This window comes from Burkholderia stabilis (genome assembly GCF_001742165.1).
Taxonomy (GTDB): Bacteria; Pseudomonadota; Gammaproteobacteria; order Burkholderiales; family Burkholderiaceae; genus Burkholderia; species Burkholderia stabilis.
This window is the reverse complement of the sequence record NZ_CP016443.1, coordinates 576,449-600,161: the sequence shown is the minus strand read 5'-3', so window position 1 is coordinate 600,161 and position 23,713 is coordinate 576,449. Positions and strand designations below refer to the sequence as shown.

At 68.5% G+C, this 23,713-nt stretch carries 20 protein-coding genes and 1 pseudogene; 11 read left to right on the top strand and 10 right to left on the bottom strand.

All coding sequences use genetic code 11. The features are described 5' to 3' along the window. Positions 1-30 precede the first annotated feature (30 nt). The 6 genes and pseudogenes from BBJ41_RS20765 to BBJ41_RS20740 form a co-directional block, all read right to left on the bottom strand. A complete protein-coding gene (locus BBJ41_RS20765; protein ID WP_069750291.1) occupies positions 31-1,332 on the bottom strand; it encodes a c-type cytochrome in 1,302 nt (433 codons plus the stop codon). A gap of 14 nt (positions 1,333-1,346) precedes the next feature. Further along, positions 1,347-3,566 (bottom strand): xanthine dehydrogenase family protein molybdopterin-binding subunit, encoded by a 2,220-nt coding sequence (locus BBJ41_RS20760; protein WP_069748210.1) that lies wholly within the window; start codon positions 3,564-3,566, stop codon positions 1,347-1,349. Between the two features lie 84 nt (positions 3,567-3,650). Further along, positions 3,651-4,105 (bottom strand): annotated as a pseudogene (locus tag BBJ41_RS20755) ((2Fe-2S)-binding protein). A 132-nt stretch (positions 4,106-4,237) separates the two neighbouring features. Further along, positions 4,238-4,537, bottom strand: a complete 300-nt coding sequence (locus BBJ41_RS20750) for a putative quinol monooxygenase (RefSeq protein WP_069748209.1) — start codon at positions 4,535-4,537, stop codon at positions 4,238-4,240. A 99-nt stretch (positions 4,538-4,636) separates the two neighbouring features. Beyond that, positions 4,637-5,680, bottom strand: coding sequence for an NADP-dependent oxidoreductase (locus BBJ41_RS20745; protein WP_069748208.1), 1,044 nt, complete (start codon positions 5,678-5,680; stop codon positions 4,637-4,639). A gap of 234 nt (positions 5,681-5,914) precedes the next feature. Next, on the bottom strand, positions 5,915-6,535 hold the full coding sequence (locus BBJ41_RS20740) for a TetR/AcrR family transcriptional regulator (protein ID WP_069748207.1): 621 nt from the start codon (positions 6,533-6,535) through the stop codon (positions 5,915-5,917). A 319-nt stretch (positions 6,536-6,854) separates the two neighbouring features. Here BBJ41_RS20740 and BBJ41_RS20735 point away from each other — a divergent pair, with 319 nt between their 5' ends. Further along, positions 6,855-8,426 (top strand): hypothetical protein, encoded by a 1,572-nt coding sequence (locus BBJ41_RS20735; RefSeq protein ID WP_069748206.1) that lies wholly within the window; start codon positions 6,855-6,857, stop codon positions 8,424-8,426. A 103-nt stretch (positions 8,427-8,529) separates the two neighbouring features. Here the strand turns inward: BBJ41_RS20735 and BBJ41_RS20730 are convergent, their stop codons facing one another. Continuing rightward, positions 8,530-9,549, bottom strand: coding sequence for a DNA-binding protein (locus BBJ41_RS20730; RefSeq protein ID WP_069748205.1), 1,020 nt, complete (start codon positions 9,547-9,549; stop codon positions 8,530-8,532). A 310-nt stretch (positions 9,550-9,859) separates the two neighbouring features. On the opposite strand from BBJ41_RS20730, the gene BBJ41_RS20725 reads away from it, so the two are divergent. The 5 genes from BBJ41_RS20725 to BBJ41_RS20705 all read left to right on the top strand — a co-directional run bounded on the left by BBJ41_RS20725 (position 9,860) and on the right by BBJ41_RS20705 (position 14,969). Then, on the top strand, positions 9,860-11,314 hold the full coding sequence (locus BBJ41_RS20725) for a sensor histidine kinase (RefSeq protein WP_069748204.1): 1,455 nt from the start codon (positions 9,860-9,862) through the stop codon (positions 11,312-11,314). Then, positions 11,311-11,958 carry a response regulator gene (locus tag BBJ41_RS20720; RefSeq protein WP_069748203.1) on the top strand — a complete coding sequence of 216 codons (648 nt, stop codon included), beginning with the start codon at positions 11,311-11,313 and terminating at the stop codon, positions 11,956-11,958. Before BBJ41_RS20725 ends, BBJ41_RS20720 begins: the two co-directional genes overlap by 4 nt. A gap of 205 nt (positions 11,959-12,163) precedes the next feature. Next, complete coding sequence (locus tag BBJ41_RS20715) at positions 12,164-12,535, top strand: DUF4156 domain-containing protein (protein WP_069748202.1); 372 nt, start codon at positions 12,164-12,166, stop codon at positions 12,533-12,535. Positions 12,536-12,537: 2 nt separating this feature from the next. Beyond that, on the top strand, positions 12,538-14,019 hold the full coding sequence (locus BBJ41_RS20710) for a S41 family peptidase (RefSeq protein ID WP_236872111.1): 1,482 nt from the start codon (positions 12,538-12,540) through the stop codon (positions 14,017-14,019). Positions 14,020-14,303: 284 nt separating this feature from the next. After that, complete coding sequence (locus BBJ41_RS20705; RefSeq protein WP_069748201.1) at positions 14,304-14,969, top strand: cation diffusion facilitator family transporter; 666 nt, start codon at positions 14,304-14,306, stop codon at positions 14,967-14,969. Positions 14,970-15,030: 61 nt separating this feature from the next. Here BBJ41_RS20705 and BBJ41_RS20700 read toward each other — a convergent pair whose 3' ends face one another. Together BBJ41_RS20700 and BBJ41_RS20695 are read right to left on the bottom strand one after the other, a co-directional pair. Beyond that, the gene (locus tag BBJ41_RS20700) at positions 15,031-15,225 is read right to left on the bottom strand and encodes a hypothetical protein (RefSeq protein WP_069748200.1); all 195 of its coding nucleotides are present in this window, start codon (positions 15,223-15,225) and stop codon (positions 15,031-15,033) included. 20 nt (positions 15,226-15,245) lie between these two features. After that, positions 15,246-16,436 carry a helix-turn-helix transcriptional regulator gene (locus BBJ41_RS20695; RefSeq protein ID WP_069748199.1) on the bottom strand — a complete coding sequence of 397 codons (1,191 nt, stop codon included), beginning with the start codon at positions 16,434-16,436 and terminating at the stop codon, positions 15,246-15,248. A gap of 281 nt (positions 16,437-16,717) precedes the next feature. Between BBJ41_RS20695 and BBJ41_RS20690 the strand changes: the two genes are divergently transcribed. The 5 genes from BBJ41_RS20690 to BBJ41_RS20670 all read left to right on the top strand — a co-directional run bounded on the left by BBJ41_RS20690 (position 16,718) and on the right by BBJ41_RS20670 (position 22,218). Beyond that, on the top strand, positions 16,718-17,656 hold the full coding sequence (locus BBJ41_RS20690; protein ID WP_069748198.1) for an alpha/beta hydrolase: 939 nt from the start codon (positions 16,718-16,720) through the stop codon (positions 17,654-17,656). Beyond that, positions 17,653-18,777 carry a bifunctional 3,4-dihydroxy-2-butanone-4-phosphate synthase/GTP cyclohydrolase II gene (gene ribBA / locus BBJ41_RS20685; RefSeq protein WP_069748197.1) on the top strand — a complete coding sequence of 375 codons (1,125 nt, stop codon included), beginning with the start codon at positions 17,653-17,655 and terminating at the stop codon, positions 18,775-18,777. Before BBJ41_RS20690 ends, ribBA begins: the two co-directional genes overlap by 4 nt. Positions 18,778-18,950: 173 nt before the next feature. Further along, positions 18,951-19,373 (top strand): helix-turn-helix domain-containing protein, encoded by a 423-nt coding sequence (locus BBJ41_RS20680; protein WP_069748196.1) that lies wholly within the window; start codon positions 18,951-18,953, stop codon positions 19,371-19,373. A gap of 2 nt (positions 19,374-19,375) precedes the next feature. Further along, entirely contained in the window at positions 19,376-20,716 is a 1,341-nt protein-coding gene (locus BBJ41_RS20675; protein ID WP_069748195.1) for a type II toxin-antitoxin system HipA family toxin, read from the top strand. Between the two features lie 266 nt (positions 20,717-20,982). Beyond that, positions 20,983-22,218, top strand: a complete 1,236-nt coding sequence (locus tag BBJ41_RS20670; protein WP_069750290.1) for an NADH:flavin oxidoreductase — start codon at positions 20,983-20,985, stop codon at positions 22,216-22,218. Between the two features lie 39 nt (positions 22,219-22,257). Here BBJ41_RS20670 and BBJ41_RS20665 read toward each other — a convergent pair whose 3' ends face one another. Beyond that, a complete protein-coding gene (locus BBJ41_RS20665) occupies positions 22,258-23,385 on the bottom strand; it encodes a 4-hydroxyphenylpyruvate dioxygenase family protein (protein ID WP_069748194.1) in 1,128 nt (375 codons plus the stop codon). Between the last annotated feature and the right edge of the window lie 328 nt (positions 23,386-23,713).

Sequence of the window (23,713 nt, the reverse complement as noted above, 5' to 3'; positions counted from 1 at the left end):
GGCCCGCCGTCGTTCCGCATGGGGCCACGCTCAGTGCGCGGCCGCCGTCGCCTTGCGGAGTTTCGCGACGTCCGCCGCCTGCACGGCCGGCGCGCCGTTGTTCCAGCCCGCGCGCATGAAAGTCAGCACGTCGGCGATCTGCCGGTCGTTCAGCTGGTTCGAGAACGCCGGCATCGGATACGCGGACGGCACGCCGCCGATCACGAGCGTCTCGCTGCCGTTCAGCGTCACGTTGATCAGCGACGATGCGTCGGTCTCGAGCACGTTCGGATTGCCGGCGAGCGGCGCGAGCAGCGGCGCATAACCGCGCCCGTCCGCGCCGTGGCAATGCAGGCAGTAAGCGTTATACACCTTCGCGCCCGGATCGGCCGCAGGCCGGCCCAGTACCACCTGCGTCGCCTTCGGATCATAGCTGTATGGCGGCGCGCCCGTGCCGCCCGCGGCCGGCAGCGATTTCAGGTAACGGGAAATCGCGGTCAGGTCGTCGTCGTTCAGCGCCTGCGTGCTGTGGTTGATCACGCTCACCATCGAGCCGAATGCCGTGGCGTGCCGGTTCGCGCCGGTCTTCAGGAACTGCGCGACATCGGCCTCGCTCCAGCGGCCGAGCCCGGTGTTGTGCTCGGCCGTCAGGTTCGACGCGAACCAGTTGTCGATCGGCGCACCCGACAGGAACGCCGTGCCGCCTTCGTCGAGCGCTTTCTCCTGGAAGCCGACGCCGCGCGGCGTGTGGCACGACCCGCAGTGCCCGAGCCCCTGCACGAGGTACGCGCCGCGGTTCCACATCGCGTCCTTGGCCGATTTGTCCGCGTACGGCGTCGTGTCGAGGAACACCGCGTTCCACAGCGCGAGCGGCCAGCGCATGTTGAGCGGCCACGGGATGTCGGACGGACGGTTCGCCTGCTTCACCGGTTCGACGCCGTGCATGAAGTACGCGTACAGCGCCTTCACGTCGTCGTCCTTCAGCTTCGCGTACGACGGATACGGCATGGCCGGATACAGGTGATGGCCGTCCTTCGCGACGCCCCGGCGCAGCGCGCTGGCGAAATCGGCTTCCGTGTAGCCGCCGATGCCGGTTTCCGGATCGGGCGTGATGTTGGTCGTGTAGATCGCGCCCATCGGCGTGACCATCTTCAGGCCGCCCGCGAACGGCGTGCCGCGCGGGGCGGTGTGGCACGCGACGCAGTCGCCGGCTTTTGCGAGATACGCGCCGCGTGCGACGAGCGCGTCGTCGGCCGTGGCCGCCCGAGCAGCCGTGCCGGCCAGCAGTGCGGACAGTGCGAGCAGCGAAGCGCCGAACACGTTCGCGGCGCGATTCAGGGTGAGGTTTTTCATGGTCATGCCTCCCCTCAGGCCGTCTTCAGCTGGTTGCCGACCGGCAGCTTGCGCAGCCGCGTGCCGGTTGCCGCGAAAATCGCGTTCGACAGCGCCGCCGCGGTCGCGGCCGTGCCCGGTTCGCCGATCCCGCCGGGCGCTTCACCGCTCTTCACGAGATGGACCTCGATCGGCGGCGTCTCGTTGATCCGCAGCATCCGGTAGTCGGTGAAGTTGCTCTGCACGACGCGGCCGTCCTCGATCGTGATCTCGCCGTACAGCGCGCCCGTGATCCCGAAGATGATGCCGCCCTGCACTTGCGCCTCGATCGTGTTCGGGTTCACATACTGCCCGCAGTCGACCGCGCACACGACACGCTTGACCTGCACCTCGCCGCCATCCACCGCGACGTCGACGACGATCGAGAAGAAGCTGCCGAACGCATGCATCACCGATACGCCGCGCCCTTGCCCCTTCGGCAACGACGCGCCCCAGCCGGCCGCTTTCGTCGCGACGTCGAGCACGTTGAGCGCGCGCGGCGTCTTGCCGAGCAGCGCGCGGCGGTATTGCACCGGGTCGGTCTTGGTCTGCGCGGCCAGTTCGTCGATGAAGCTCTCGACGACGAAGGTGCCGCGCGTCGGCCCGACGCCGCGCCAGAACGCGGTCGGCACGTGGCGCGGTTCCTGGCGCACGTAGTCGACGAGCTGGTTCGGCAGGTCGTACGGCAACTCGGCCGCGACCTCGACCGCATCCGGATCGACGCCGTTCTGGAACGCGGGCGGCGCGAAGCGCGCCATGATCGACGAGCCGACGATCCGGTGCTGCCACGCGACCGGCTTGCCGTTCGCATCGAGGCCGGCCGAGATCCGGTCGTAGTAGTACGGCCGGTACATGTCGTGCTGGATGTCTTCCTCGCGCGTCCAGACGACCTTCACGGGCGCATTGACCTGTTTGCCGACCTTCACGGCCTGGCCGATCATGTCGGTTTCGAGCCGCCGGCCGAAGCCGCCGCCGAGCAGGTGGTTGTGCACGACAATCTTGTCCGGCGGAAAGCTCGTGAGCCGTTGCACGGTGTCGACCGCGCGCGTCGGCACCTGCGTGCCGACCCAGATCTCGCAGCCGTCACTGCGCACGTGTACCGTGCAGTTCACGGGCTCCATCGTCGCGTGCGCGAGGAGCGGTTGCTCGTAGACGGCGTCGATGCGCGTCTTCGCATTCGCGAACGCCTTGCCGACATCGCCCTCCTTGCGCGCGACCGCCCCCTTGCCGTTCGCCGCGGCCTGCGCGAGATCGGCGACGATGTCCTTCGTCGATACCTTGGCTCCAGCGCCTTCGTTCCACTTCACGACGAGCGCCGACGCGCCGCGCTTCGCGGCCCACGTGTGATCGCCGACCACCGCAACCGCGTTGTCGACACGCACGACCTGGCGCACGCCGGGGATCTTCCGCGCGGCCGTGTCGTCGACGCTCGCGACCGTGCCGCCGAACACCGGGCTGTTTACGATCACCGCGTACAACATGCCGGGCAGGCGCACGTCGAGCCCGAACTGCGCGGTTCCATCGACTTTCTCCGGTGAATCGAGCCGCTTCGCGGGCGTGCCGATCAGCTTGAAATCTTCAGGCTTTTTCAGCGCGACGTCCTTCGGCACCGGCAGCTTCGCAGCGGCATCGGCGAGCTGGCCGTACGATGCGCGCCGGTTGCTCGGCGGATGCTGCACTTCGCCGTTCGCGGCGCGGCAGGTGGCCGGATCGACATTCCACTGCTTCGCGGCCGCCGCCACCAGCAGCGTGCGCGCCGTGGCGCCCGCGCGACGCAGCGGCTCCCACGCGTAGCGCACCGACGTCGAACCACCCGTGAGCTGGCCGCCGAGCAGCGGATCGAGGAACAGTTTCTCGTTCGGCGGCGCATGGTCGAGCGTTACGCTCGACAGCGGCACTTCGAGTTCCTCTGCGATCAGCATCGGCAATGCGGTATAAACGCCCTGCCCCATTTCGACCTTCGGCATCACCAGCGTGACCTTGCCGGCGCGGTCGATCTGCACGAACGCGTTCGGCGCGAACACGCCCGCGTGCGCGGTTTCATCGCCATCGCCGCCGATCACCGAACGGCGTGCATCGTCGCCCGCCGCCGGCAGGCTGAAACCAAGCAGCAAACCACCGCCGGCCGCCGCGCCGAGCGACATGCCGAACTTGATGAACGAACGGCGCGACACGCCCGCGCCGGCCCGACCTGCTTCGATCAGTCCGCGTGACATGTCAGCCTCCGCAGAGCAGTCTCAAGGATGCTGACCGCCCCCTCGGGCGGCAGCGAACAAAGTGAGCGTGGGGGTTGTTTCATCTCAGGCTCCCTTCGCGGCTTGCTTGACCGCCGCGCGAATCCGGTTGTACGTGCCGCAGCGGCAGATGTTGCCGGCCATCGCCGCATCGATGTCGGCGTCGCTCGGGTTCGGGTTCGACGCGATCAGCGCGGTGGCGGCCATCACCTGCCCCGACTGGCAGTAGCCGCACTGCACGACATCGAGCTCGCGCCAGGCCTGTTGAACCTTGTGGCCGGCCGGCGTCGCGCCGACGGCCTCGATCGTCGTGATCTTGCGGCCCGCGACGGCCGCGACCGGCAGCACGCACGAGCGCGCGGCGACGCCGTCGAGATGCACGGTGCACGCGCCGCATTGCGCGATGCCGCAGCCGAATTTCGTGCCGGTGAGGCCGACGAGGTCGCGCAGCACCCAGAGCAAGGGCATGTCGTCGGGGCGTCGACCGTGCGGGCTTCGCCGTTGATGTTGAGGGTGACCATACAGCCTCCGGGGGCCGGTGTATTGGGGAAGCGGCGCGAACGGCGCGCCGTGTCGTCATGGCCGTCGCGCGGTGCGCAACGGGTGCCGCGCGGCCCGGGTGGGGGCGAACCGCTACGGTAAAGCGTCAGGTGTTATTCGGCCACGTCGATGCCCGACAGCACCTTGAGGACGGGCGGCGCCGAGAACCAGTCGGCGGACTTGATGCGAAACGCGGTGAAGTACGGGCTCGCGAGATGCGCGTCGAACGCGGCCTGGTCGTCGTAGATCTCGAACAGGTGCAGGCCGGGCGAGCCGTCCTGTTCGCGAAACAGGTCGTAGCGGCGGTTGCCGGGTTCGGTGCGGGTCGCCGCGACCATGCTGCGCAGTTCGGCCTCGACGTCCTGTACGTGTTCGGGTTTCGGGAATATCGAGGCAATCACGTAAAGCGCCATGTTTTTACTCCTTTCGAAACGGAATCGAGCATGCCACAAGCCGGCGTCGGGCGGCGCCGGCGTGCAATCGTTGTTTTCGTGTGTCGCCGTGCGGCGGCATCAGGCCAGTTCGTCGGGGCCCACGCGCACGACGACCTTGCCGAAGTTCTTGCCGGCGAGCAAGCCGATCAGCGCTTCCGGCGCGTCGGCCAGGTCGGGCACGACATCTTCCAGCGCCTTCACCTTGCCCTGCGCGACCCACTCGCTCATTTCCTTCAGGAACGGCGCATAGCCGGTCGCATAGTGATCGAGGATGATGAAACCCTGTACGCGGATGCGCTTGCGCAGGATCGTCGACATCAACAGCGGCAGGCGGTCGGGGCCGGCCGGCAGCGCGGTGTCGTTGTAATGCGCGATCAGCCCGCACACGGGCACGCGCGCGTGATCGTTGAGCAGCGGCCAGACCGCGTCGAACACGGCGCCGCCGACGTTCTCGAAATAGACGTCGATGCCGTTCGGGCACGCGTCCTTCAGTTGCGCGGCAAACGCGGGGTCGCGGTGGTCGATGCACGCGTCGAAGCCGAGCGTGTCGGTGACGTACGCGCATTTGTCGGCGCCGCCCGCGATGCCGATCACGCGGCAGCCCTTCAGCTTCGCGATCTGGCCGACGACCGCACCGACCGCCCCGCTCGCGGCTGCCACGACCACGGTTTCGCCGGCCTTCGGCTCGCCGATCGTCAGCAGCCCGGTATAGGCGGTGAAGCCCGGCATGCCGAGCACGCCGAGCGCGTACGACGGATGGGCGAAGTCGCGTCCGAGCGGAATCAGGTCACGTCCGTCGGACAGCGCATAGTCCTGCCAGCCGGCGCCCGCGACGACGAGGTCGCCCTCGCGGAATGCAGGCAGGTTCGACGACACGACGCGGCTGACCGTGCCGCCGACCATCACGTCGCCGAGTTCGACCGGCGCGGCGTAGGACGGCGCATCGCTCATCCGGCCGCGCATGTACGGGTCGAGCGACAGCCAGACGGTGCGCAGCAGCACCTGGCCGGCGCCGGGCGCCGGCACGTTGCCGGATTCGGTGCGGAAATCGTTCGGCGTCGGCGCGCCGACCGGGCGCGAGTTCAGGATGATCTGGCGGTTTGCAGTCTTGCTTTGCGGCATGTGAGTCTCCGTCGACAAGGATGGACGTGCGTCGTGGGCACGGCCGGATCAGGGATGGACCAGCAGAGGTTGCGCGCCTGCGGCAGCGTCGGCGTTCAGGCCGTCGTGGTCGCAGGCGTGCAGATGGAACAATCGGGACAGCGTAACGCGTGGCAAGACATTCGTCATGAGCGAATAAGTAGACCAGTCGTCTATAATCAAGACAAAAACAAGGCGCGCCTATGCGCGCCCGGGTTACGACTGCGCTCCGTCATGCGCGGCCGGCGGCAGGTTCAGCATACGCCGCGTTTCGACCATCGCCCTTTCGAGCGGTTTGCGGTTGCGGTGAATCTTTTCCAGCAGCGTTGCGCCCAGCCACAGCTCGTACAGGATCGCCGCCGTGTGCTGAGGATCGTCGACCGCGCTCAGCGAGCCGTCGGCGAGTGCTGCGTCAATGCCGCCCGCGAGCCGCTCGATGATCTGGCTCGTGCCGCGCCGAAGTACCGTACGCATCGCTTCCGACAGGTCGGACACTTCCGCGCCGAGTTTCACTGCGAGACACTTGCCTTCCGGATCGTCCGCGCACTGCGTGCGCAGCCAGTTGCCCCAGTACGTCATCAGGCGCTCGGCGCCCGTGCCCGCCTGATGCTTGAGCAGGTTGTCGAGATGTGCGAGATAACCTTCGAAATACGATTCGAGCAGCGCTTCGCCGAATGCCTCTTTCGAGCCGAAGTAATGGTAAAACGAGCCCTTCGGGATGCCCGCAGCGGCGAGAATCTCGTTCAGACCGACCGCCGAAAACCCCTTGTGGAGCATGATCGGCTTCGCGATATTCAGGATGTGCTGGCGAACTTCCGCGCCCGAAGATGCATTCATGATGGCGTATGGTAGCAACGATTAGACCGGTCGTCTAGTGACGTCGAGCCGGTATGTTGAGCGGCACTTTACCCGATCCCCGCCGGGCGCCCAATGCCCGGCCAGCGCGCAGCGGGTATTCCGCCGCGCCCGCCCCCGCTTCATCCGGTGCGCGGCGTCACACGAGCGACTCGGTTTCGTCGCAAGCGTTTCATCGATCTCCCGCATAAATACGCGCGGCGCATGTGCCGGCAATCGTAAAAATGCGGCCGGCATTGCACACGTGTGCAATGCGCCGAACCGACGTTGCCGTTTCCCGAACCCGCGACCAGGAACGCCCATGACCGCTTCGAAACCCGCCCGTCCGCCCGCGCCGAACCGCCGGCGCTTCATCCAGCGCGGCGCCGCGCTGACCCTGTCGCCGCTCGTCGGCACGTTGGCCGCCTGCGGCGGTGACGGCAATCCGACATCCGCGTCGTCGTTCGCCGCAGCCGGCGCCGCTGATACGTCCACGCGCAGCTACGGGATCGCCGACCGCTCGATCACGATCAACGTCGTCAATACGATCCCGTCGACGACACTCTCGTTCGGCAGCGCGGCGAGCCAGAGCGGCTCGTTGCCGCAGGCGTCGCAGACGCAGGTCGCGACCGGGCAAGCAACTGCCGTCAGCGCATCGAACAGCTGGGGCGACTGCACGGGATCATTCAGCCTCGCCGGCGGCGACGCGTCGTTTGCAATCGCGTATACGCATCCGTTCGGTTCGCAGCCGACGACCGTCAGCGTCACGCCGTCGGCCGGCTATGTGGCAGGCGCCGACGCCGCCACGTTCCCCGGTCACGACTCGGTTGCCAATCTCAACCTGTATCGCGGCGTCGCGACCGCGAATGGCGCATGGGTCGTGCCGCTCGCGCAACTCGCGACGCCGCCGGCCAACAACTGCCAGGATTTCGCGAACAGCATGTTCGGCAGCAACGTGCGCACGGCCGCCGCGATCCAGTCCGCTTACCAAAGTACCGGTCCGCTCGGTTATGTACCGCCCGCCGACTTCACCGGCGGCCAGCTCGCGGGCTTCGTCGCGCAATGGGTGCGGCGCTGGCAGAGCGGCGCGTCGTACACCGTGCTACCCGGCGCCGACGCGCAACTCGTCGATGCGCTGAAGCAGTACGTGTCCACCGCGTCGAGCGCCGGCCCGCTGACGATGTGGGTGCCGCAGATCGCGTGGCAGGCCGGCTCCGATCCGGCCGTGTTCGCGCTGACCGGCTATCGCGCGTTTCCGTTCGTCGATGCGCAAGGCAACTGGATCGCCGCGACGCTTTCTGCATTCCTGACGCTGCTGGCAGCCGGTTCGCACATCGTCGCGATCAGCGCGACGAGCGACTTGCCGCCGGGCGTCACGATGCAGGCGTTCGACAGCTTCATGGGTGCGAGCGGGCTGACGACATCGACGGACATCGGCAACTCGCACTACGCGTCGGTCGTGAACACGACGGGGCGCTATTACCTGAGCGTCGGCAGCGATTTCGCGCCGGCGAACTGCGGCCTGATCCTGTCGTTCCTGTATGGGCGCACGGTGAACAACCTGCTCGCGGGCGCCGGCACGTACAACACGTTCATCCAGCTCGAGGGCTGGCAGGCCGGCGGGTCGCGCCACAACGCCGACTACGCGACCTATCAGCAGACGCTTTGGAACATCTCGACGTACGGGGCATCCGCGTACAGCGAGAAGCGCGCGACGTCGATCTTCCTCGCGCCGGCGGGCTGGACGCCGCAGGTCTATCAGACGACGCGGATGATGCCCTACGTCGGCGCCTATGCGCAGTCGAACGGCACGCCGCAGAGCTGGCTGAATACGTCGCTCGTCACGATTCCAGCGGATGCGCCGCCGCTGCCGTCACGGTATGTGCTGAGCTGAGCGAGAGGATGAGCGGGCCGGCGTTCGGGCGAGCGGCATTTCGTCCGTTCGGCGGCGTCGGGCGTGCGTCGCCATCGGCTGGCGCACGCCCTGATTTTTGCAGTCAGCGCGGCATGTCGTCGGCGCGTTTCCTGGTGCGCGCCCTTCGCTCGCTCCGTTCCGCGGCCGGCGCCACCTTGACGCCGCGTACCGGCGCCCGGCGCGCGAGTACGGTTATCTCGCGCCTCAGCGCATCGAGCTCCTTGCCGCGCGCCGCATCGGTCGCCTGGGCGCCGTCGAGCTGCCCCTGAAGTACCCCGCACCGATGCAGCGCGTCGCCGAGTTGCGCCTGCAGCGCGGCCACGTCCTTGCGCTGCTGAGCATCGCGCTGCTCGGCGCGCGAGGCCGTGGTGTCGAGTTCTTTTTGCAGTCGCGCGGCCGCGAGCCGCTCGCGATCGATCTCCTGCAGCGCCCGCTTCTCCGATGCGCGCAAGCGCTCCTCGGCTCGGCTCGCGTCGTCGCGCAACCGGTCGAGCTGCGTCGTGAAATCCGCGCGCGCCTGGGCGAGTGCGCGGTCGCCTTCCGCGTTGTCGGCCTTCAGTCGATCGATATCCGACTGGAGTGCACGCCGCGAGGCGTCGTCGGCCGCCCTCGCCTGCTCCAGTTCCTGAATGCGGACCTGCGCGGCCAGCAGCGCGGCCGTGCGTTGCTCCAGCGCGGTTTCGGTGCGCGCGAGTTCGGCCTGCAGCGTCGCGACTTCCGCTTTCGCTGCGGCCCGTTCGGCTTCGACTTCCGCGCGCAGTGCGTCGAGCGCGGCAGCCGCATCGGTGCTCGAACGATTCCACAACGCCGCGACCAGCTCGCCGGCCACCGCCTGCAAATCGGCCGGTAAATCGGGATGCTCGATGCGGACGCGGCTCTTCTCCCGCAGTTCGGCCCAGAACTCGCCAAGGACGGCCGTCGGCGTGCTCATGCTGCCCTTGCGAACGAGCTGGTACAGGCGGTTCGCGGTGGGCGTGATCCCGAAACGGAAGAACAGCAGCGCGCAGGCTTCGCGGTACAGCTCGCGGGTTTTCGGGAAGTCGGCCTTGAGTCGCTCGATTTCGGCGGTCAGGCGGGGTTCGTCGGCAGCGAGATCGGACATGGCAGGTTTGATCGAGAATTTCGTAAATAATATAACGTAAACCGTTAAATATCCAATCTTCGATGTCGTTTGATTTGACATTATTTCTATAATGTCGAGATGGCCGAATATCGAGGCACGGTGCGCGAAATCGCAGTGCTGGTCGGACTTCATCGCTCCCGCCGTGACCCCGCCGTACGACACAAACGCCCCTGCAACCGCCGCAAAAAACCTTCAACATTGAGCGCTTGAAAGCCGGCCGCCCCGCTTTGCCGCGTCGTCGGCGTCCGTCCGGCGTGCCGGTGAAGAACAAAAGAACAAGGAGCCCGCGTTGCGCAAATTCCGGATCGGCCCGCGTGGCTTGTTCGTCAAGCTCGTGCCGACGTTCATCGTGGTGGGGTTCGTGGCGATGGTGCTGTCGTCGGTGCTGACGAGCGTGCTGTGGCGCACCCATGCCGAAAGCGATATCCGCCGTTTTCTCGGCAACCTCGACCGCACTGCCCTGGCCGCCGCAGCCGGCGCCGTCGACTTGCGCGACCCGATCGCCTGTCGTGCCGCGGCCGACGCGATGTTCTGGCGGATCGCGCAGGACGGCGCGCGCGACGTGATGGACTTCGCGCCGATGATGGGCTTCTTCGGCGCCGGCCGGCTGCAGGTGCGCATTACGCGGCCGGATGGCGTCGGATGTGCGACCGCGCCGGCGGCGTCACCGCTGCTGTCCGACACGTTCGCCGCCATGCCGGCCGATCCGGCCGTGCCCGAGACGATGCTGCATCGTGACGGCGACTGGGCCATCGTCACGCGCATCGCGCTCGCCGGCGGCGCGACGGCGCGGGTGGGCGTCCATTACTGGCCGGGCTGGCAACTCCATTACGAGATCGCGGACGACGCATCGGCGTACGACCTGATGCGCACCGTGCTGTATCTCGGCGCGATGGGTGCAAGCTTCGCGGGGCTGCTGGTCTGGTTGCTGGTGCGGCGCGTGCGGCGGATGACGGCCGCGGCCGACCGCTGGGCGGCCGGCGACCTGTCGGCCCGGATCGCCGATGCGTCACGCGACGAACTCGGCGAACTGGCCGCGCATTTCAACCGGATGGCCGATGCGCTCGCGCGCACGTTCGGCATGCAGAAGGCGCTCGCGGTGTCGGTCGAGCGCACGCGCATCGCACGCGATCTGCACGACACCGCAAAGCAGCGCAGCTTCGTGCTCGGCCTCAAGCTGACCGAGCTGGAATACGAGGCGCAGCGCCATCCCGACCTGTTGCCGACCGTCGGCGCGGCGCGACGCCTGGCCGATCATCTGCAGCAGGATCTCGACAACGTGGTGACCGGCTTCAGCCTCCCCGCAATCGCCGAAGACGGCCTGCGCGCGGCCGTGTCCCAGGCGGTGCGCGACCTGCTGGCCGGCTCGGGCATCGACTGGTCGCTCGATCTGCCGGATGCGGCCGCGCGCACGCTCGATGCGCAGCCGTCGGCCGCGCACGAACTGCTGATGATCACGCACGAGGCGACGGCCAATGCGTTGCGCCATAGCGGCTGCCGCCGTATCGACATCGCGTGCGAACCGGGTGGCGCCGCACGCGCGTCGCCTGGTGCGTCATCGCGCTGGCAATGGATCGTGCGCGATGACGGCGACGGCTTCGATCCGGCTGCCGTGCCGGTGGGCATGGGGCTCGGCAACCTGCGCTGGCGCGCCGATGCGCTGCCCGGCGGCAAGCTCGACATCGTGTCGGGCGCGGACGGCACGCGCGTGACCGTCCATTTCAATCCGATGGAGACGGCATGACCACGATCCTCATTGCCGACGATCACGCCGTCGTGCGCGAAGGCATCCGCGGCCTGTTGCGGCTCGATGCGTCATTCGCGATCGTCGCGGAAACCGACGACGGCGCCTCGACGATCGAGAAGGTGCGCGAGCATCGCCCCGACGTGCTGCTGCTCGACCTGATGATGCCCGGCATGGGCCACGCCGGTGTGCCGGCCGTCATTCGCGCGATTCGTGCGGCCAGCGGCGACACGCACATCATGGTGCTGACGTCGTCCGACGACGATGCGCTCGCACTCGCGGCGATCGACGCCGGCGCCGATTCGTTCCTGCTGAAATCGATGCGCGGCGAGCGCCTGCTGCAGGCGATCCATGCGGCTGTCCACGGCGAACCGACACTGCATCCCGGCATCGCGCAGCGCATGATCGGGGCGTTGCGCAAGCCGCCGCGCAGCCCGTTCGCCGCGCTGACCGCGCGCGAGCTGGAAGTGCTGCGTTGCCTGGCCGAAGGCGGCAGCAATGCGCGCATCGCGGCGACACTCGGGATCACGGAAAAAACCGTCAAGACGCATCTCGGCAACGTGATGTCGAAACTGCACCTGTCGGACCGCACGCAGGCCGTCGCGCTGGCGTGGCGGGAAGGACTGATGGCGCCAAGATCCTGAGCGCGGCGCGCGGCCGGCTGCGTGCCGCGCCGGCGGTGCGGCACGTTCCCCACTCCTCACCGGCCACCTGGACGATGCGCCGCGCCTGCGACTTTGGTCGCATCCTTTCCGGCTCGCGCGCGCGACCTTCGCCCGATGTGCGGCGTGGCCGCCGTCCCTAAAGTGGCGCTGTCGCGCGATCACGCGCATTCGAGACGGCGCAAACATGAGACCTGCCTGGTTGCTGTTCCTTCCTGTCGCGCTGGCGGCGTGCGCGCCGCTCGCGCTTTCCTCCGCGGGCCGCGACGTGCGCGTCGTCATGACCGACCCCGGCGGCACATGCCGTCATCTCGGCGACGTGACCGGCAGCCAGGGCAACTTCCTGATCGGCGGCTTCATCCCGGATTCGTCGCTCGAGACCGGCGCGCGCAATGACCTGAAGAACCGCGCCGCCGCGTTGGGCGGCAACGTCGTGGTGCTGCTGACGCAGCGCGGCACGCAAAGCGGCAGCTTCGACGGCAACGACGGCGGCTACCTGCGGCAGACCGGCGTCACGCTGACCGGCAGCGTCTACCGCTGCCCGGGCACCGGAGCGTGACCATGCGCCTCTTCACGACCCTGATCTGGAGCCTCGGCATTTCCGGCTGGTTGCCCGGTTGCGGCGGCGACGGCAACGAACCGGTCGCGCCGGGCGGACTGCCGCCGGCGCCGCCCGAGATGCTGCGCGCCGCGTTGCAGGACGGCGCGTTCGTGCCGCAGACGCACGGCATCTGGGCGCTCGCCGGCACCGGCGTCGTCGCCGAGATCGGACCGCACGGCGCGGTCATCTACAACACGACGCGCACCGGCAACCTGTGCTGGCGCGACCCCGCGTACAACGCGAGCACCGCGGCCGTTGCCGGCCTGATCGGGATGTATGCGCACTGGCGCGGCAGCCTGATCTTCACCGATTCGCCGGACGGCATGCAGTTGCATGCGCGCCCGCTGGCCGCGCTGCCCGTGGCATGCCGGATGACGGGCACCGGCGCGCCGTCGCCGCTTGCGACCTACGATGCCGTCGCGGCGCTGCTGCTCGATTTCCATACGTTCGCGGCCGAGTACGGCGTCGACTGGCCGGCGCGCATCGCGAAGCTGCGTCCGCAGGCAGCCGAGGCCCGTAACGACGCGGCGCTCGCCCCCGTGCTCGACACGCTGCTCGGGCCGCCCGTCGATGCGCATACCAGCATCGGCGACGAGAACGATACGTTCACGTTCGGCTGGCGCTACGAAAACGCGCCGCAGCAGACGTTTCGCCGATTGCGGCGCGCGTGGATGAAGGAGGCGCGCGATACGCCGTTTCCGGCCTGGCTCGGCGCGTGGCAGGCGCGGCAAACGCAGGCGCGGATCGGCCTGCTGCGCCCCGATGCGCGCGGCGTCGAATTCGACGGCAGCCTGCTCTGGGGCGTGCTCGACGGCAATATCGGCTATCTCGCGATCGACCGGATGGGCGGCTTCGCCGGCGGGCCGATCGTCAGCATCGAACAGGATCGGGCCCGGCTCGCCGCCAAGCTGGACACCGCGCTCGCGCGCCTGAAGGATACGCAGGCGCTCGTGCTCGATCTCTCGCTCAATCAAGGCGGCGCGGCGCAGATCTCGCACGACATCGCCGCCCGTTTCGCCGACCGCAAACGGCTCGCCTATACGCGCGCGTTGCCGCAGGCGGCCGGTATCGCGCCGCAACCGTTCCATGTCGAGCCGGGCGGCGCCGTCCGTTATGCGAGGCCCGTCGTCGTGCTGACGAGCGACGTCACCGTCAGCGCCGGCGAATACCTCGTGCTGATGATGCGCACGCTGCCGCACGTGGCGCAGGCCGGGCAGACCACGCAGGGCGCGCTATCCGGCGGCTTCGGCAAAGGCTTGCCGAACGGCTGGATGATGGGCATCGCCAATCACGTGACGCGCGACCCGGCCGGCGTATCGTACGAGGCGCGGGGAATCCGGCCCGATGTCGCATTCGACGTGTTTCCGGACGATGTGCCGGAATCGGGCCTCGCCCGCGCGGTGACGCGCGCCGCGCAACTGGCGGTGCAACGGGCGCTGTAGCGCACCGGCGCAGGCGAGCCGAGCGTCGCCTGCGCCATGCGATGCACGCTCGCGCTTCGCCGGGTGTGTCTCCGGCATTCGCCAGCAAACGAACAGCAAAATCGCCGCGCATGCTGCGACATCCGCCGTTCGAACTCGGCGCGATCCGGCCGGCGCGGTCGCGCCCGACGCTCGCGGATCGTTTCGCCGCGCCCTTGCCGTCGGTGGACGCCGGCTGTCATTCGGCTGCCACCGTCGACCGGTAGCGTTCGGGGCTGACCCACGATATCGACAGACGAATCGCCATGAAGCGCACGTCGCGCGCCACGCCCCACGTTTATGCGGCCACGTCCCGCGCCCTCGCCGTCAGTCTCGCGATCAACCTGCTGCTGCTCGCCGTCGAGACGCTCGCGGCGTGGTCCGCGCATTCGTCGGGGCTGTTCGCGGATGTCGCGCACGCGGCGATCGATCTCGCGGCCGATGCGCTGATCCTCGTCGCGTGCCGGCTCGACGCGCGCCTGCCGCCGGAGCGGCGCCCGACCTACGAACCGATCGCGCTCGCGGGGCTGGGCGCATTGCTCGTCGCGACGGGCGCGCAGATGATCTGGCACGCGACGAGCCGGTTCGACGCGCCGCCCGCCGTGCAGCCGGTCGCGACGACGCTCGCGCTCGTCGCCGTCACGCTCGCCGGCAAGGCCGCGCTGTCGTACTGGATGCTGCGCAAGGCGCGCGAGACGGGCTCCGCATTGCTCGAGGCGAGCGGCTGGCATGTGCGGACCGACGCGCTGTCGGCGTTGCTGGCTGCGCTCGCGATGAGCGCGGCGCTGGTCGGCTTCGGCCGTCTCGACGACGTGGCCGCGCTTGCGATCGGTGCGCTCGTGATCCGCACGGGTGCCGGTTTCATCCGGCGCGGCTGCGCGCAGTGGCCGGCGCTGGCCGAGTGGACGAATCGATCGACGCGCGGGTCGTGAACGCTGCTGTCGTCGGCGGTTGGTTGGCGCGCGATGGCATGGCGCGCCCGATACCGGCTGGCTAATCGGTCATCGGAGTGATCGGCTGCGCAAAATGACGAAGAGGCTCGCAAGGTGCGAGCCTCTTTTGCATGATGCCGTCATCCCCGAGCCGTGCCGTGCCGCTCACGATGCGTTGATCGCCATCGATGTATCGACAGACGAATGCGGCCGGTTCCGATGCGGCGACGCGCGGCTTGTCACGCACGCCGCGCATTCGACCGCCTCCGCCTCCGCTTAACCGAGCGGCACCACGCTGCCGAGCAGGATCCGCACGAGCGTCGCCTGACGCGTGACGCCCGTCTTCGAGAAGATCGCGCGCAGGTGCGTACGCGCGGTGTTCTTGCTGATTCCCGATTCCTCCGCCGCTTCCTCCAGCGTCAGCCCGTTGGTCAGCAGCAGCGCGAGCGACGTCTCGGCGGGCGTCAGGTCGAACAGCTTGCGGATGATTTCCTGCGCGCCCTGCGGCTTGCGGTCGGGGTCGCGCAGGAACAGCGTGACGGCCGGCCGCCGCTTGTTGTCCTCCGACCAGTCGGACAGCAGCACCGTGCGTACCAGCAGCCCGAGGCGCGGCTTGTCGAAGCTGCGCGTGATCGGCATCGCCTCGACGGTCGCCGCGGCCGTGCCGTGGTGTCCCATCACCGCGTGGCGGATCAGTCGCTTCAGCGTGCGGTTCTCCTGCGCGTCGGTCGCCTCGATCGTGCCGCGCGCAATCGTCAGACCATTGTTCTGCTTGAGGATCTCGTCGGCGACGCTGTTCATGTCGATGATCGTGCCGTTCTCGTCGAGCGCGATCGTGCCGACCTGCATCCGGTCGATCGCATTCGCGTAGATCGAGCGTTCCACCTCGGCCGAATCGAGCCGCGAATGCAGTTCGATCGCGCGCTTCAGGTGCGGCAGCAGCAGCGCGCAGATCGCCTTGTCGCGCGCGGAGAACTGCTTCGACGCATGGTTGCGGCATACGCGGAACCGGCATTCGACGCCCGACGGCGTGCGCAGGTCGGCGCCGAGGATGTAGCGCACGTCCTGCGGCTTCAGGAACTGCTTGTACAGCTCGCTCGACAGCCAGCCCGTGTCGCCGAACACGTCGTCGACCGTGACCACGCGATCGGCCGGCAGGCCGACGAACGGGTCGAGTGAATAGTAGTAATCGTTGTAGGCCGCCTGGCCCGCATCCGGGACGACCGGGCCGAATTCCGACGCGTGCACCGACAGCGGCGCGCGGCGATCGCTCGCGGCCGCGCGCAGGATCAGCGTCACGTAATTGGCCTGCAGCCAGCGGCGCACCAGTTCGAGCGCACTGGCCCACGGCGGCGTTTCCAGCGGCCCCTGATAGATGCGCGCCATCAGCTCGCTGAAATCCGCGACGCCGATGTCGGCTTCTTCACTTGTTGCCTGGCTCTCTTGCGGAGCCCATCTCGTCTCCATCAGCACGCTCCATCCTCCATACGACATGTTTCCGCTGACACACAACCGTGCCGCCATGATTAGGACGTGTCTTAATTCCGGCGTCATCGGGAGATTCACTGAATGGTGAGAATTGGCCATCCGTGCGCGCGAACCATCGTCCAATCGGATGATGTGGCGCCCTGCCTGCTGCGCTGGAATGCCCGTCAGGCCGTGCCGGCAAGCATCCGGCGCGGACTCAGGGAAAACCGCGACACGGGTTTACCTGATTCAGACCGCATCCGATTCAGACAGGAGTTCCCATGCCGCTCGACCCTCAGGCGCAGGCGTTGCTCGCCGCGTTCGCCCAGGCCCCCGCGATCGATTTCGATCAGCTCACCGTTCCCGCTTATCGCGCGAGTCTCGCCGCGGGCGGCGCCTTCGCACCCGGCGACGCCGTCGCCGCCGAAGAGGACTGGCAGATCCCCGCTTCGGGGCGTCAGTTGTCCGCGCGGCTGTATCGGCCCGATGCCAACGGGCCGTTGCCGCTGACCGTGTTCTTCCACGGCGGCGGCTTCGTCGCGTGCGGCATCGATTCGCACGCGAACGTGTGCCGCAGTCTCGCGAAACGGGCGCGCACGCTCGTGCTGTCGGTCGACTACCGGCTCGCGCCCGAAGCGCGCTTTCCCGCGGCCGCACACGACGCGTGCGACGCCGTGCGCTGGGCTGCCGCGAATGCGCGCGATCTCGGCGCGCGCGCGGGCGCGGTGGCCGTGGCCGGCGACAGCGCCGGCGGCAATCTCGCGGCGGTCGCCGCGCTGCAGTTGCGCGGTTCGGGCATCGCCATCGCGCATCAGTTGCTGCTGTATCCGGTCGTCGATTGCGCGACCGAGCATCCGTCGTACGAATCGCTCGGCGACGGCTATTTCCTGACGGCGGGCTGGATGCGCTGGTTCAAGCGGCAGTATTTCGACGACGGCGCCGATCGCGCGTCGCCGCTCGCGAGCCCGCTCGCCGTGCCGGACGTCGCGGGCGCAGCGCCGGCGACGATCGTCAGCGCCGAGTTCGACCCGCTGCGCGACGAGGCCGAAGCGTATGCGCAGCGTCTCGCGCAAGCCGGCACGCCGGTGACGCTCGTGCGCTGGCCCGGCCAGCTTCACGGTTTCGCGAGCATGCTCGGCGCCGTCGATGCGGCCGACCGCGTGCTGACGTTCAGCGCCGACGCGCTGCGCCGCGCATTCGACGCGACGGAGGCGCAATGACGCTCGCCGGCACGCTGGAGATCGTCGACGAGCTTCGTGCAGGCCGGATGGTGCTGCTCGTCGACGAAGAGGATCGCGAGAACGAAGGCGATCTCGTGATCGCCGCCGATCACGTGACGCCCGAGGCGATCAATTTCATGGCCCGCTTCGGACGCGGGCTGATCTGCCTGACGCTGACCGCCGAGCGCTGCGAGCAACTGCGGCTGCCGCCGATGGCCGATCACAACGGCACGCCGTTCGGCACCGCGTTCACCGTCAGCATCGAGGCGGCCGAAGGCGTGACGACCGGCATTTCGGCGGCCGACCGCGCGCACACGATCCGTGCCGCGGTCCGCTCGGGCGCGCGCCCCGACGATCTCGTGCAGCCGGGCCACGTGTTCCCGATCGCCGCGCGCCCGGGCGGCGTGCTCGTGCGCGCGGGGCACACCGAGGCCGGCTGCGATCTCGCGGCGCTCGCCGGGCTCACGCCCGCGTCGGTGATCTGCGAGGTGATGAACGACGACGGCACGATGGCGCGGCTGCCTGAGCTGAAGGCGTTCGCCGCCCAACACGGGCTGAAGATCGGCACGATCGCCGACCTGATCCATTACCGCCGCGAACACGAATCGCTCGTCGAGCGCGTCGGCGAGCGGCCGCTGCATACGCCGTGGGGACGGTTCCGCGCGATCGAGTATCGCGATGCCGTGCATGGCGCGCCGCATCTCGCGCTCGTGCGCGGCGAACCCGATCCGGCGACGCCCGTGCTGACGCGCGTGCACGAATGCCATTCGCTGCTCGACCTGCTCGACGCGGAGCCGTCCGCGCATTCGTGGCCGCTGCATGCGGCGTTGCAGCGGATCGATGCGGCCGGCTGCGGCGTCGCGGTGCTGCTCGACTGCGACATGCGCGGCGACGCGATGCGGGTGCCGGCCGGCAATGCGCGCCGCGACGGGCGCGTGACGGGGATCGGCTCGCAGATCCTGCGCGACGTCGGCGTGCGGCGGCTGAACGTGCTGTCGAGCCCGTTCCGGCTGCCGGCGCTGTCGGGGCACGATCTGGAGATCATGGCCTTCATTCCGCTCGGGGACGACGATCCGGAAAGCGCGCGGGGCGCGCACGCGAACCCGCTTCGGGCAGCCTGACGCAGGGCTGGATGCGGGATTGAGCCGCGGACGGGCCCGGCTGCGGGTTACGCGTATAACAGGCTATCGTTTGTTTTTATTAAATACAGTCTCGGGTTTGTATTTTGACGATACATACCATAGACTGTATTTTCCGATTACAAACGATCGCCTGTCATCCCGCGGAGTGACCGATGGCCTTTCCTGTCCAGACCCTGACCCAGCTGCGCCCGATACTCGTCGGCTTCCGGAAATCTGCGGGGCTCACGCAGGCGCAACTGGCCGCCCGCCTGGGCGTCACGCAGCAATCCTACGCGCAGCTCGAAGCCAATCCGTCGGCGGTCAGCATCGAACGGCTCTTCAAGGTACTGAACACGCTCGGCGTGCGCCTGACGCTCAACCCGCTCGCGCCGGATGAACCGGCAGAGCCTGCCGAACCCAACGCCGATACCGGGCCGGCGGCTCGCAAGCCGGCCGCCAAAAAACGCGCGCCGGATTCGGCGAGCGCCGCAACGGCCCCGAAAATCCGAGCCAAAACCACGACCGGCGCGGCGCGGAAACGGCCGGCAGCAGCGACAGCGGGCAAGCCGCGCACCTCGGAACGGGAGGACTGGTGACGATGGCCGCACGCGCCCGCCACGACCGCCTCGACCTGTGGATGAACGGCATTCCGGTCGGCTACTGGGAAGTCCGGCGCGGCGTCGAACGCCTCGTCTACCTGCCGGGCTGGCTCGACGATCCTCAGGGGCGTCCGCTGTCGCTGTCGCTGCCCTTCACGCCCGGTAACCAGCCGCACCAGGGCGCGATCGTCGCCGATTACTTCGACAACCTGCTGCCGGACAGCGAACCGATCCGCCGCCGCATCGCGCAGCGTTACCGGCTCGGATCGACCGCGCCGTTCGAGCTGCTCGCGTCGATCGGCCGCGATTGCGTCGGCGCGATCCAGATGCTGCCGCCCGGCGAGACGCCGGTCGACCTCGAGACGATCGACGGCGTGACGCTCGACGATGCGGCCGTCGCCGACGTGCTGCGTCACGCGACCGCCGCGCCGCTGCCGGGTCACGCGGAACCGGAAGGCGACCTGCGCCTGTCGATCGCCGGCGCGCAGGAAAAAACCGCGCTGCTGCGCCAGGGCAACCGCTGGTTGCGGCCGTCGGGCAGCACGCCGACGACGCACATCTTCAAGCTGCCGCTCGGGCGCGTCGGGAACATGCAGGCCGACATGCGGACGTCGGTCGAAAACGAATGGCTGTGTTCGAAGCTCGTCGCCGCATATGGCTTGCCGGTCGCGCCGTGCGAAATCGGCCGGTTCGACGACCAGAAGGCGCTGATCGTCGAGCGCTTCGACCGGCGCCCTTCCCGCGACGGCACGTGGCTTCTGCGGCTGCCGCAGGAGGACATGTGCCAGGCGACTGGCACACCGTCGGGCGCGAAATACGAATCCGACGGCGGCCCTGGCATCGAGACGATCATGGGCATCCTCGCGAACGCGGCCGACGCCGCGCACGACAGGATGAATTTCTTCGTCGCGCAGCTCGTGTTCTGGGTGCTGGCGGCGATCGACGGCCACGCGAAGAACTTCAGCATCGCGCACCTGCCCGGCAATACGTACCGAAGCACGCCGCTGTATGACGTGTTGTCTGCGCATCCGATCATCGGCACGCGCCGCAACCAGCTTCCGCCGCGCCGCGCGCGGCTCGCGATGGCCGTGTGCGGCAAGAACCGCCACTACGTGATCGGCGAGATCCAGCCGCGCCACTGGATCGCGCAGGGCCGGCGCGTCGGCCTGACCGAAGACGACGTGCGCGCCGCGATGGCGGCCGTCGCCGCGCGCACGGAACCGGCGATTGCCGAAGTCGCGTCACATATCCCGGCGGATTTTCCGGCGGACGTGGCGGACGCGATCTTCGACGGCATGCGCCGCCAGAGCCGCAAGCTCGGCGCTGGCGATTCCGCGTGACGGCTCGGTCGGGTGTATCGGGGATTCGGGCGGTTCGGGCCTGAGAATCAGACGCGGCGTTTCGATGCGCTGAATCAACGATCCTTTCGCACCGGACTTCGCGCCTCGATACCGCGCGAGCGCCGTCGACACGCCATCACTACGGACCGTGAAGCGTGCCCGCACGTCGAGTCGGCCCATGTGGCAAGCTCGTCCACCCGGACGATGCGCGCCTGCGCCATCGCCGCACAATGGTCGCCGTGTCCACTCCCGACGCCCGCGCCATCATGCAATCCGCCGACCTCACGACCGCGTTCAGCCCGCTGCAGATCGGCCCGCTGACGCTGCGCAACCGCCTGATCAAGTCCGCCACCAACGAAGGCATGACGCCGAACGGCGTGCCGTCGCGCGCGCTCGTCCGGTTTCATGAACGCATCGCCGAAGGCGGCGCCGCGCTGACGACCGTCGCTTATTGCGCGATCAGCGATGACGGCCGCACGTTCGTCGACCAGGCGCAGCTCGACGTGCCGACGGTCCGGCAATTCCGCGCGCTGACCGACGCCGTGCATCGCCACGGCGCGGCCGCCTCGGCGCAGATCACGCACGGCGGCTGCTTCACGTTCCTGCCATCGTTGTCGACGAAACGACCGTTGAGCGCATCAGGCGGTTTCAACAAGGTCGGCGTGATGAGCGGCCGCTTCCTGAAGCAGGCGATGACGCGCGACCAGATGTCGGCCGTCGCCGACGAGTTCGCGCAGGCGGCGCGGCATGCGCGCGACGCCGGATTCGATGCGGTCGAGATCCACATGGGCCACGGTTATCTGCTGAGCCAGTTCCTGTCGCCGCTGTACAACCGCCGCCGCGATGCATACGGCGGTGATGCGGCGCGGCGCGCGACGTTCCCGGTCGACGTGCTGCGCCGCGTGCTCGACGCGGTGGGCCGCGATCTTGCCGTCGTCTGCAAGATCGGCGTGACCGAGGGCGTGCGCGGCGGCGGCACCGCCGACGACGCGTGCGAGATCGCGCGGCGGCTCGAAGCCGAAGGCGCGCACCTGCTTGTGCTGAGCGGCGGGATGAACGTCGAATCGGTGTGGCAGCTGTTCGGCAGCCCGCTGCCGGGCGACGCGCGCGCGAACGCGGACAACGCGATCGTGCGCGCCGCGATGGCGCTGCAGAAGCTCACCGAACCGAAGATGGGCGCGTTTCGCGAGATGTACTTTCTCGAGCATTCGCGCAAGGTGCGCGCGGCCGTGCGGATGCCGCTCGCCTATCTCGGCGGCGTGCGCTCGCGCGGAAATGTCGAGCTGGCGATGCGCGAAGGTTTCGACGCGGTTGCGCTCGCGCGTGCGCTCGTGTTCGAGCCGGGTTTCGTGAACGGGTTGCACGACGACCGGCTCGCGCAGTCGGGCTGCACGTCGTGCAACCGCTGCGTCGTGTCGATGTACACGCCGGGCGGCACGGCGTGCGTGCTGGGAGAACCGAACGATCCCGCGCCGAACCGCGTGCCGGCTGCCGGCGCGTGAGTGCGGATGCCCGATGCTCGATAACGGCACCGAAGCCGTTCAGCCCGCGTCGCGGGCGCGGGCGAGCGCCGCGAGGTTCCCTTCCCCGAACCCGTGGTGCCCCTTGCGCTGCACGATCTCGAAGAAGATCTCGCCGGGCCGGCGCTTGATGAAGGTCTGGAAGAACAGGCGCGGCACGCCGTCGCTGCCGATCTCGCCGTCGACCAGCACCGCGCGGCGGCGCAGCGCGTCGAGATCGACGCCGTGCCCCGGCAGCCGCGCATCGACGTCGTCGTAATAGCGGGCGGGCGGTTCGATGAACTCGACGCCGTTCGCGCGCAGCGCATCGACGCACGACAGGATGTCGTCGGTCGCGAGCGCGACGTGCTGGACGCCTTCGCCCGGATGGTCGGGCAGATAAGCGTGCATCAGCTCGGTGCGCCGCGTGCCTTCCTCGTAGACCGGAATCCGCACCGCGCCGCACGGCGACACCATCACGCGCGATTCCTCCGACACATGCCAGTGCGCGTCGATTTCGTGGATCTCGCGAAAGTGCAGCAGGTCGTGGTAGAAATCCAGCCACTCCTGCATGCGCCCCGCGCCGACGGTCTGCGTGAAATGATCGACCTGCTGCAGGCCGACGCCTGCGCAATCGAGATCGGTGTGCGCGGTCGCGATGTCGATCGGCCGGAAATCGATGTCGAAGATCGAGATGTCGCCGACGCCGCCGCGCTGGCCGTCCCGCCCGCGCCAGCGGTCGATGAAATACAGGTGCGAATCGCCGATGCCCTGGATCGCCGGGATCTTCAGTTCGCCCACGCCGACCCGTTCGCCCTCGAACGCCCACGCGCCGAGCTCGATCGCACGCTCGAACGCGCGCCGCGCGCTGGCCACGCGCAGCCCGATCGCGCAGACGCCCATCCCGTATTCCTCCGCGTAGCGCGCGGCGAACGAATCGGGCTCGGCATTGATGAGGAAATGCATTTGCCCTTGCCGGTACAGCGTGACGTTCTTGCTGACGTGCCGTGCGATCGCCTTGAACCCGAATTGCTCGAAGCGTTGCGCGAGCGCTTCCGGCACGGGCGCCGCGAATTCGACGAATTCGAGGCCGGCCATCCCGAGCGGATTGGCGGCCGAATCGGCAACGGGCGGCGTATCGCTGGACAGGGGGTGGGAAATGCCGGGCATTCCAGTCTCCGGGGACATGCGGTCGATGGGGATGGCGCCCGGCTCGGGTGGCATGCAGGGCCGCTGCGGTGGCCGGGCAACCGCCCGAACGGGCGTGTTTTCAATGCTGCAGATTTTAACCAGATCGTTCACGGCGGCACACCCTGGCCGAACGGGATATCGTCGCACCGCCTAGTGCAAACCCGGAAAGCGTTCGATAATCGCACGATCTTGAACGATAATCGCGCACTTTATCCGATTGGCCAATTGTCGTCGTGTGGCGCGCGCCCTATTCTCCGTTCACTCATCGACTTCAATGCAGCATCGGACGCGGCGCCGCCACGATTCC

Bases quoted from the DNA above. Each gene is read 5' to 3' on its own strand.
- BBJ41_RS20765 (WP_069750291.1), bottom strand. From the start codon at position 1,332: ATGAAAAACCTCACCCTGAATCGCGCCGCGAACGTGTTCGGCGCTTCG.
- BBJ41_RS20760 (WP_069748210.1), bottom strand. From the start codon at position 3,566: ATGTCACGCGGACTGATCGAAGCAGGTCGGGCCGGCGCGGGCGTGTCG.
- BBJ41_RS20750 (WP_069748209.1), bottom strand. From the start codon at position 4,537: ATGGCGCTTTACGTGATTGCCTCGATATTCCCGAAACCCGAACACGTA.
- BBJ41_RS20745 (WP_069748208.1), bottom strand. From the start codon at position 5,680: ATGCCGCAAAGCAAGACTGCAAACCGCCAGATCATCCTGAACTCGCGC.
- BBJ41_RS20740 (WP_069748207.1), bottom strand. From the start codon at position 6,535: ATGAATGCATCTTCGGGCGCGGAAGTTCGCCAGCACATCCTGAATATC.
- BBJ41_RS20735 (WP_069748206.1), top strand. From the start codon at position 6,855: ATGACCGCTTCGAAACCCGCCCGTCCGCCCGCGCCGAACCGCCGGCGC.
- BBJ41_RS20730 (WP_069748205.1), bottom strand. From the start codon at position 9,549: ATGTCCGATCTCGCTGCCGACGAACCCCGCCTGACCGCCGAAATCGAG.
- BBJ41_RS20720 (WP_069748203.1), top strand. From the start codon at position 11,311: ATGACCACGATCCTCATTGCCGACGATCACGCCGTCGTGCGCGAAGGC.
- BBJ41_RS20715 (WP_069748202.1), top strand. From the start codon at position 12,164: ATGAGACCTGCCTGGTTGCTGTTCCTTCCTGTCGCGCTGGCGGCGTGC.
- BBJ41_RS20710 (WP_236872111.1), top strand. From the start codon at position 12,538: ATGCGCCTCTTCACGACCCTGATCTGGAGCCTCGGCATTTCCGGCTGG.
- BBJ41_RS20705 (WP_069748201.1), top strand. From the start codon at position 14,304: ATGAAGCGCACGTCGCGCGCCACGCCCCACGTTTATGCGGCCACGTCC.
- BBJ41_RS20700 (WP_069748200.1), bottom strand. From the start codon at position 15,225: ATGCGCGGCGTGCGTGACAAGCCGCGCGTCGCCGCATCGGAACCGGCC.
- BBJ41_RS20695 (WP_069748199.1), bottom strand. From the start codon at position 16,436: ATGGAGACGAGATGGGCTCCGCAAGAGAGCCAGGCAACAAGTGAAGAA.
- BBJ41_RS20690 (WP_069748198.1), top strand. From the start codon at position 16,718: ATGCCGCTCGACCCTCAGGCGCAGGCGTTGCTCGCCGCGTTCGCCCAG.
- ribBA (WP_069748197.1), top strand. From the start codon at position 17,653: ATGACGCTCGCCGGCACGCTGGAGATCGTCGACGAGCTTCGTGCAGGC.
- BBJ41_RS20680 (WP_069748196.1), top strand. From the start codon at position 18,951: ATGGCCTTTCCTGTCCAGACCCTGACCCAGCTGCGCCCGATACTCGTC.
- BBJ41_RS20675 (WP_069748195.1), top strand. From the start codon at position 19,376: ATGGCCGCACGCGCCCGCCACGACCGCCTCGACCTGTGGATGAACGGC.
- BBJ41_RS20670 (WP_069750290.1), top strand. From the start codon at position 20,983: ATGCAATCCGCCGACCTCACGACCGCGTTCAGCCCGCTGCAGATCGGC.
- BBJ41_RS20665 (WP_069748194.1), bottom strand. From the start codon at position 23,385: ATGCCCGGCATTTCCCACCCCCTGTCCAGCGATACGCCGCCCGTTGCC.